Source organism: Psychrobacter sp. (assembly GCF_035469765.1).
Lineage (GTDB): Bacteria > Pseudomonadota > Gammaproteobacteria > Pseudomonadales > Moraxellaceae > Psychrobacter.
Window position 1 is genome coordinate 1 of sequence record NZ_DATIRM010000421.1, and the last position, 9,441, is coordinate 9,441.

The window sequence follows — 9,441 nt, forward strand, 5'->3', positions numbered from 1 at the left end:
CAATAATAAACCCAATAATACCGACCACGCACGCAAGGATCGCCGCCCAAACCATACTAGCGCTAAGCCCTGCACTGACCAACCAAAGGCAATCCACTCTGCATTTAATGCCAACGGAATCACCAAAGCTAAAAAGCCAAAGCCCAATGCCAGCATCCCTTCTGTAATCAAAGCATAACGCTGACTGCGCTGGATAAACGTCCAGCCAAGCCCCAAATAAATTACCGCTAAAATTGTACTAGTTAGGGTTAAAGCGTGATTGATATCGTGTAGTAATGCTGAAAATAACCCAAATGCCAACAGCGGCACAGAAAACAGCAGTCCGATATCAATGGGAAACACATAGCTAGAAAGCTGATTCTTAATATCAGCATTTTGGTCCGTATTAATAGCAGTAACAGTAGCGGCGTCACTATCGTTATAAGAATAAGAAATAGTATCGTTATAAGCAATGATTTGCTGTGCATAACGAATGACGACGAATAAATACAGCAGTACATGTAGCGCGACGAGTAATACCAATGTCCAGCGTTGATTTTCTATAATTACCGTTAAATTTTCAGTCAATCCCCAATAATATGCCAAGCCAAAGGTCACGCTCGCACCAAATAAGTTCAGTACCTTCCACGGGCGATAATGAGCAATAACTGCAATGGTGATATTTAATAACAAGTAATAGCTAAAGAGTATCGTTAAGCTGCCAGTATCTTGACTGGTCAAAATCGGTGCAAAGAATCCACCGGATAATGCTAATAATGCCAAAGGAAAAGCATTTTGGCGTACCGCTAAAGCGACCGTTACGGCAGATAATATGCCAAGTGCTATAAAGCTTGGCAGACTACCGATTACCTGATAGACGCTATAGGCAAAAAATGTGGTCAAATAAGCAATGGCTAAGCCCGTACCTTGTAAGCTAATACCATAGGCAAAGCGTTTTTCCGCTAGCTTTAAGCCTAATCCTGCCAATCCTAATCCTATGATAATAATGACTGTTAGCTTGACGCCAATAGGTACTTGGATATAGTCGCTTAATAAGCGCAGCAGTAAAACCACGCCGACCAGTAAAATCAATACCCCAACTCGCACCACTAAATTGCCACCCAAAAACCAGTTTTGCATGGAGTGAATAAGTGAGGTAACAATAGGGAGTGAGCGCTCGTCAGGTTCTATCGGTGCATTAACAGCTTTATCAGATAAAGGCTGACTATTGGAAACTGGTGATGGAGTTGCAGATAGTGACACAAAGTGAGTTGATAGAGGGTTAGAGGATAAAGCAGCAAGCGGTAACGGAGGCGGCATTGATTTTTCTGTTGGTGATACTGTATGTTCAACAGATGATTTGGCGTCAAATATACTTTTTACAGTAGTACCTTTTACCGCAGTGGTACTATTCTTTTCCTGCTCAAGCTCGCTTTTTAATTGCGCCATATCTTGACGCAATTGTGCAAGTTGCTGATGCAGCCTAATATAAAGGGCAATCATAATTACTATTAAGGTAATTACAACCAGCCAACCTAAAGAACCCATCAAAAAATATAGCATCATTCCCACTCAATCTATCTGTCCATTGAGTGATAATGACGCTATTTGATTATAAGCACAAGAGTGACGCGCCTAACACGCCACAAATGAGCTTATTCAAAGAAAGTTAAAACATTAAATAATCTTTAAACCTGATTTAATGTCAAACTATTATAAAAAGTCATTATGCCAAATTGTCTTTCATAAACTCCAGCATATTGTCCCAGCTCTGTTTAGCAGCCGTTTCGTTATAGCCTAAGTCCACGCCATTTTTGGCAGCGCGCTCGTCCGCATTTGGATTGGTAAAGCCATGCTTAGCATCGTCATAAACATCAATAGTATAATCAACATTCGCCGCATCTAGCTCTGACTTGAGACCTTCAATAGCATCCATTGATACCATTGAATCATCGCGACCATGAGCAACCAATACTTTAGCGGTGAACTGCTCATCGGCAGGCTGCTTAGGTGATGGGTTGCCGTGGAAAGTAGCCACTGCTTTTAAGGGCATACCTTCTCGCGCCATATCGAGGACGATTTTGCCACCAAAGCAATAGCCAATCGCACCTAAGTTGTCGCTATCAACGGCTAGCTGATCACTAAAGTCATTAAGAATCAAACGGCAGCGTGCCATGAGCATATCTTGGTCTGCTAACACTTGCTCCATCCACATGTTTGCTTGCGCGGCATCTGAGGTTAGCTTACCTTCACCGTATATGTCCATAGCGACCGCGGCATAGCCTGCTTTTGCTAAGCGTTCAGTGACATTCTTTGGATGCTCAACCACGCCCCACCATTCTGGCGCAACCAAAATACCAGCTACAGGATTGTCATCGGATGCATTTTCTGGCAGTGCCACGTAGCTAATCAATTGAATGCCATTTTCTGTGGTACTGATTAATTCAAACGTCTTAATTGACATAGTGTTGTCCTTTTTTAGGTAATGAAATTTATGTGATGAGTATCAGATATCCGTATTTTTTGAGTGATCTATTTGCTAACCTTTACTACCATAACGCCCAACCTAGTCAAAAACAGCTATAATACTGTAACGCTCTTTGTCAAAATGATACGGCAGTTTTATGACCCTAAATTTTTTAAATAACGATAAATCTCATTTACGTGCTGCTACGGACACGCCTTTACTATTTGAAGCTGACTCGACTGAATCACTGCGCCCGCAATTTTGGTCGCGCTATACTTTAGCAGAATTGAACCCTAGCGAATGGGAAGCCTTGTGTGATGGCTGCGGCAGTTGTTGCTTGATTAAATATATTGATGAGGACGAGCAGGGTAATGTTGATGAAGATTTGGTGGAATATACCGATGTCACCTGCCAGCTAATGGACTGTGCGACCGGCTATTGCACGCATTATGCGACACGCCAAGAGCATGTACCAGATTGCATTCAGCTGACGATTGAAAATCTTCCTAATATGATGTGGCTACCGTCACACTGTGCTTATAAGCGCTTATATAAAGGGCAGAACTTACCAAGTTGGCATTTATTATTGACCCAAGATGTGCTGGCAACTCAGCAACAAATGCGCGCCGCCAATGTGGGTGTGGCGGGACGCTGCGTGACTGAAATTGGTATGGATGATGAGGAGATGGAAACGCGGGTAGTCAATTGGGTGAAGCCTTAACAATCTCTAACCCTTGATTGTCAAACTATTTAATCTTTAATAGAAGCAATATTAATGGGAAGCTTGAGCGGCAGCTTGAGCATTTGCTTCGGCAATAGCTTGTGAGTCAGCCAATGGCGGTATCGGAATACCTTGGCGAATCTGCTTTGAAAACTCGCTGCCATGAATATCGTCGCTATCATGAAAGCCGTTAACTTTTGGATTAATATGGGTGCGCTCATACCAGGTATCCATCGACCAAGGTTGTTCTGTATTTTTAGGATTGGCGCCTAACATCCCGACATCATATAGATAGTTTGGTAGCCAACCAGAGACCCAAATCCGGTAATCCCATGGCAAACGCTCATCACTGACCAAACGAGCCATATAAAATATGATATTGGTACAGTTGCTGGTTAAGGTGTTGTACCACGCAGGCTTGGCATTTAGCTCATCAGCGGCATTCAAATAAGATTCGAACAGTGCTCTGACTTCATGCTGCTGTAAATGGCTAATGGGAAACAGATACACCTGCTCGCCGCGCGCGTTACTGCGCGTGTAGATAATGTCGCGCTCTTCTGCGGCAATCAAGCTCAATTCAAAACGTCTAAAAAATCCTGCCAATGCCGAAAACGATTCACCATTCTCTTTACGAATCTCAAATGAGAAGGCAAGCGGGCGCTCCTCTTCAAAACGAAAGCTCACTAGCGTATGGGCAATCAGTGGCCCCATCCAATACGAATTGGTAATATCGACGCCAGATAACTTTGACATATCAATCGTGCGCGTCTCCCAGCGCTCTGTCGCTTCTGTGTCGGTATGCCAATCAAAGTTGCGTACGTTGGTTAGTGTAATCAAATTAGGATTGCTTGCATCGCGGGTATAAGTCACTCTTTCAGCGACCTCTGGCATCCAGTCGCGCTCTTGTTGCGCTTCAATAGAGAAAAACCAGCCAAGCCCAAGTAGCCATATTGCGGCGTACGTTCCCATGAGCCCTTTAGTTAACGCCTTTTTAGTTTTCGTTTTCTGAACACTGGCATTTTTACCACTAACTTGCTGTTTGCCTATTCGCTTATCAATTGCACTTTCAGATATTTTTGACCAAACTTGCATACCTGATAAAGCTGCTAACACACTGACTACAAGGATGATTGTTAGCCACGTTATAGGCGCGTGCGCACCAAATTGATACCAAATTGCCATTAGCAACCAAACTGCAGACAGTATGAATGTCAAAGCAATAAAAAATTGCAGTAGATAATATCGCCACTGATATTTTGATGTATTGTCAGGAGATCTGTTAGCCTTCAAGCTATTATCTGAGCCATGAGTGTCTAAGCCGTTACCTGAATGACGAGCGGTTGAATGAGACGAAAATAGGCGAGAAAAAAAGGCACGTAGAGACATAAGATTTATTTTGGCTTGTATTAGAGAAGACACAGGCTTTGACCATAGCAAAAATTGCAACACACTGACAATACACTTTGAGTGAATTTGACGTTGAATGTCGCCAAGCCTTGCGATAAAGTAAATCTGATTAAGATGGATGATGTATGCTTTAATATCCTGTTAATGATAAGCTGGCTGTTTTATTTAGCCTTTTTATCCCCATCTATCATTTTTATGATTCTAATTACCATTAAATTAATTAAAGAGGTTAACTCACACCATCATGTCTGAAGATGCTCCAAGCCCGAGTAGTTGGTCGATGCGCGGCTTAAAACGCTGGCTATCGACCGCCCCCGAAACCCGAGATGAACTGATACGTTTGGTGCAAGACTCGCGCCAATTTTTAGAACCTGATACGGTGGATATGTTAGAAGGCGTACTTGATTTGCCTGCAACACAAGTGCGTGAAATCATGACGCCGCGCCCGCAAGTAGTGGGGTTACATGAAAGCACCAGCCTTGCTGAAGTCATGGACATCATCCTTGAGACCACCCATTCGCGCTATCCGGTTTTTGATAGCCAAGATGATGATGCGGTCATTGGTATTCTATTGGCAAAAGATTTGATTCCTCTGTTGGTGCACATGGTGCGCGATGAAGAAGAGAAGATCAGTAGCAAGCGCTTAAGAGATTTGGTACGTCAGCCACTCTATATCAGTGAAAGTGCGCGCTCTGATACCTTGCTGCGCTCCTTGCAGCGTACCCAAGTCCATATGGCGATTGTCGTCGATGAATTTGGCAATTTTGGTGGCGTGGTCACGATGGAGGATTTGCTTGAGGAGATCGTCGGTGACATCGTCGATGAGCATGATGACTTCGATGAAGACAGTGATATTAATAATATCGTTGCAGACCCCGAAAAGCTCAATACTTGGCGGGTGCAAGCCTCTACTGTGATTGAAGACTGTAATGATGAGCTTGGTTGTCATTTTGATGATACCGATGTCGATACCATGGGTGGCTTGGTCATGCAGACGCTTGGTCATGTCGGTGATCTAGAAGGTGAGAGCGTGGTCATAGACGATTGGCAAATCACCATTACTGATGTCGAAGGGCGTTTTATTCAAAATCTTGAGCTGACCAAAATCAAGCCCGATCAGCAAATTTTGATTGGCAGCCATTAGATGCTTTATCGGATGAGTTAAGCCTATTTATTGCGATCATTAGAGATGCATTTAACAAGGGCAATAACCATACAAAAAACACGGGTGGTGTTCTAAAAAGTATGCTGGCGATAAAAGTCAATACGAAATCTATGCTAAGTTCTCTGATTCTATAGGGCTTTCAAGGCTTCAAAAATTGTTCAAATTTTAATCAGCATACTTTTTGACACACCACCAAAACACGATTGCGATCGTGTTTTTTGCTTCTTAGCATTTGTGATCACTCTTTAATCGATAAAATACGCAATTTTACCCATTATTTTAGACAGACTGGTATCATGAGCGAGTTTGATTTTTGGCTGCGACATTTAGCTTTATGTGCCTGTCTTTATATTAAACGTCGATTGAATCATCAAGATTTAAAATTACTGAATAATAAAGTTTTGGATAACTGCTATGCGTCTGTCTACTGTTGATTTGCAAAAACGTCTAAACCCTGAAAAGCCAAAAGGCTTGTCTTTGCTGCTGACGCTATTGATTGCGTGGCTGGCAGGCGCAGTATTTATTTTTGCACTCGCGCCTTATGGAATTTGGCCCGTGGCTTTGGTGTCGCCAGCGATTTTGTACGCTTTATTATTGCCACAGATGAATGGTAAGCGGGCGTTTTTTATCGGTCAGGCTTATGGTACAGGGCTTTGGTGTGTGGGGGCGTTTTGGTTATATACCTCCATTCATGTCTATGGAGATACACCAGTATGGCTTGCACTGATTATGATTGCGCTGATGGGTCTTGGCATGGGGTTATTCCATGGTTTTTTGGCGCTGACTTTTAATCGACTGGTGGGTAAGCAGCCGTTGTCGTTTGCCGCGCTATGGATATTGCAAGAGTGGATGAAAACCTGGCTATTTACTGGTTTTCCGTGGTTATTTGTCGGTTATGCATTCACTGAGCAGTATTGGTTGTCGTCATTGGCACCTGTTGCTGGCATCTTTGCCGTCTCTTTTGTAGCAGTGTTATTGGCAGCCAGTGTGGTGGAGCTTTTGCGTCGCCGAGTTGGCTATATGATTCCAGCTTTAGCTTTACTAGTGGTAAGCTGCGCATTGTGGTTAATCAATCCTCAATGGACAAAACCAAAGGGCACGCCAGATTTATCAGTGTCGTTAATTCAAGGCAACATTCCGCAAGACTTAAAGTGGCTGACCGAGTATCAAGTAGAAACGCTAAAAATCTATGCGACTTTGACCAGTACCGAGTGGGATCGTGATATGGTTTTATGGCCAGAATCTTCTATTCCGATGTTTCAAGATGAAGCGATAGGCTTTATCAATGAGATGGTAAAAATGGCCAAAGAAACAGACACTACATGGGTAACAGGTATTCCTTACAGAGATTTAGAGAACTTTGACCCCAAAACAGATAAATATCCGCCGTTTTATAATAGTGTGATTGCGCTTGGTAGCGATGCTGAAGGGATGTATAAAAAGCAGCGTTTGGTGCCATTTGGTGAATATATCCCATTTGAGGGCATGCTAGATATCTTACCGAACCTTGCCGGTAGTCAAGATATTATGAGTTATAGCAGCGGTAGTGACAATCAATCACCGCTGCGTGTACGTGGTCACAATTTGGGTGCAGCAGTATGTTATGAAGTCGCTTACCCCGATACCACGCGCAAAAATGCCATTAATACCGACTTTTTATTGACCATCTCAAACGATGCATGGTTTGGCACTTCAGCGGGTCCACTACAACATTTGCAAATGGTACAGATGCGCGCATTAGAGAACGGACGCTGGTTTATGCGTGCAACCAATACGGGAGTGACTGCTATTATCGACCATAAAGGACGTATCGTTAAACGTGCCCCACAGTTTGAACGCACGGTATTACGTGGCGATGTGCAGGCGCGTGTCGGTAATACCCCATTTATGCGTTTTGGTAATTATCCTATTTTAATCGTGATTGCGTTGCTGCTATTATTGAGCTATCTTGGCAAACGAGCAACGCCTCGAACACGTGTGATTGACTAATTACACTGAAAACATACAGTGGCAATCACGTTTTTCGATAATAAAACCTTTAATTAGTTGAGGGTTTTAACAAATCGACATAAATTGCGATATAATAGCCCAATATTTTAAATATTTTGTGCAAGGTGGATAAGGTATGTCAGAACATATTGTCGAAAACAACCCTAAAAAAGAGCTATTATTTACTTTAGGCGGTGTTGCCTTATTTTTAGGTATCGTCTTATTGATTGGTATTTCTGGTTTCCTGCGTCCAGCGGGAGAGCACATCACTGCCGAAGCGCCTGCCACTGACGCCGTCGCTGCACCAGTAGCAATCACTACTGCACCAGTAGCAGATACGGCAGTAGCGACGACTGCTATGCCAGCCGATGCGACAGTGACACCAGCAGCTGAAACTGATAGCGCCGTTGTTAGCGCGGAAGCAGGTACGGCCACTGCTGAAGGTACAGTCAGTCAAGCGGCAGTTGCCGATGCCGGTTTAACAGCAGAACCAGCTGATGGAGTAGCAGCGCAAACTACTGAAAAAGCTCCTGCTGCACAGTAATTTTGCTGTTTTAGAGTTACGATATAAGTGTAGCGATGAGCAAGCTGTCAATTGAGTCTCTAAATGTAATGCTCAGTCTCTACTTAGGGACATTGCTATTGCTGCTATGATTATGACTCAAAACAACCATAAAAAAACCCATTCTCAATCATTGAGAATGGGTTTTTTTATGGTTGTTTGTGTAATTATTGACCAGTTTTCTCTTTACTTGATTCCGGACAGGTGAAACAATATTGCGCCTATAAAACCACTGACTGAAAGAATTAGGAATTGGGGCATCATCTAAGTGGTATTTAAGGGAATAGGGTTATGAGGATAGATTCAAAATCAGAGGTAAGTGCTGCCGAATTGGCATCATTAGAAAACGGCTTTATGGGTCATCCTAAGCCGCTACGCCCATTATTTTTTACTGAAATGTGGGAACGTTTTTCTTATTATAGTATCCGTCCGCTAATTGGTTTTATTTATAGTCGCGACCGTTGGTAGCGGCGGCTTTGGCTTTGATGAAGCGACTGCCTCTGCTATTTATGGTATTTTTGCCGGTTCGTTGTATTTAGCAGCGGTGCCGGGCGGCTGGTTGGCTGACAACTGGCTGGGTCAAGAGCGTGCGCTATGGTGAGGCAGTATTATCATTGCCTTAGGTCATCTGTGCATTGCACTCTCTGCTATGTTCGGTATGACGCTGTTTTTTATGGGTCTGATATGCATTGTGTTGGGTTCAGGCTTATTTAAAACCTGTATCTCAGTGATGGTTGATGCTTTGTATCCTAAAGGCGATGCGCGCCGTGATGGCGGCTTTACTTTATTCTATATGGGGATCAATATTGGTGCGCTATTGGCCGCGCTAATTGTTGGCGTATTCAAAGAAAAAGGTATGTGGCATGTAGGCTTTGGTGTTGGCGGACTTGGTATGTTGGCTTCGCTAATCATTTATCGCTTTTCTGCGAAAAAGACGTTAAATCGTTATGCTATAGTTAAAATACCTTAAAAACGCTACGGTACTGCTGGTATAAATTTTTTGCAGCCTCTGTCTGCGTAGGCACAGCAAGCAAGAAAAATTGATATCAGCAGTACGTTATGTATCGATACTGCTTTTCCCTGACTATAAATAGTAAGTGGTTGATTGGATGAGTCGACCAAGTCAATAATCTACAATAAGACGTGTTATC

The 9,441-nt window shown here is 43.1% G+C and carries 7 protein-coding genes and 1 pseudogene; 5 read left to right on the forward strand and 3 right to left on the reverse strand.

Annotated features, from left to right (window positions below; genetic code table 11):
- Nucleotides 1-1,545, reverse strand: a 1,545-nt coding sequence (locus VLN09_RS11650; RefSeq protein WP_325246704.1) for a DUF2339 domain-containing protein, incomplete at its 3' end; no start/stop codon positions are given.
- Nucleotides 1,546-1,705: 160 nt separating this feature from the next.
- On the reverse strand, nucleotides 1,706-2,443 hold the full coding sequence (locus VLN09_RS11655) for a dienelactone hydrolase family protein (RefSeq protein ID WP_325246706.1): 738 nt from the start codon (nucleotides 2,441-2,443) through the stop codon (nucleotides 1,706-1,708).
- A 160-nt stretch (nucleotides 2,444-2,603) separates the two neighbouring features.
- Between VLN09_RS11655 and VLN09_RS11660 the strand changes: the two genes are divergently transcribed.
- Nucleotides 2,604-3,167, forward strand: a complete 564-nt coding sequence (locus tag VLN09_RS11660; protein ID WP_325246708.1) for a YcgN family cysteine cluster protein — start codon at nucleotides 2,604-2,606, stop codon at nucleotides 3,165-3,167.
- Nucleotides 3,168-3,218: 51 nt separating this feature from the next.
- On the opposite strand, the gene VLN09_RS11665 is transcribed toward VLN09_RS11660, so the two are convergent.
- Nucleotides 3,219-4,553 carry a DUF4105 domain-containing protein gene (locus tag VLN09_RS11665; protein ID WP_414709134.1) on the reverse strand — a complete coding sequence of 445 codons (1,335 nt, stop codon included), beginning with the start codon at nucleotides 4,551-4,553 and terminating at the stop codon, nucleotides 3,219-3,221.
- 265 nt (nucleotides 4,554-4,818) lie between these two features.
- Between VLN09_RS11665 and VLN09_RS11670 the strand changes: the two genes are divergently transcribed.
- The 4 genes and pseudogenes from VLN09_RS11670 to VLN09_RS11685 form a co-directional block, all read left to right on the forward strand.
- Complete coding sequence (locus tag VLN09_RS11670) at nucleotides 4,819-5,718, forward strand: HlyC/CorC family transporter (protein WP_325246712.1); 900 nt, start codon at nucleotides 4,819-4,821, stop codon at nucleotides 5,716-5,718.
- 435 nt (nucleotides 5,719-6,153) lie between these two features.
- Nucleotides 6,154-7,728: an apolipoprotein N-acyltransferase gene (lnt, locus tag VLN09_RS11675; RefSeq protein ID WP_325246714.1), complete on the forward strand. Its 1,575-nt coding sequence runs from the start codon at nucleotides 6,154-6,156 to the stop codon at nucleotides 7,726-7,728.
- Between the two features lie 136 nt (nucleotides 7,729-7,864).
- Entirely contained in the window at nucleotides 7,865-8,272 is a 408-nt protein-coding gene (locus VLN09_RS11680) for a hypothetical protein (RefSeq protein WP_325246716.1), read from the forward strand.
- Nucleotides 8,273-8,581: 309 nt separating this feature from the next.
- A pseudogene (locus VLN09_RS11685) lies at nucleotides 8,582-9,239 on the forward strand (peptide MFS transporter); the annotation flags it as partial.
- Nucleotides 9,240-9,441 lie beyond the last annotated feature (202 nt).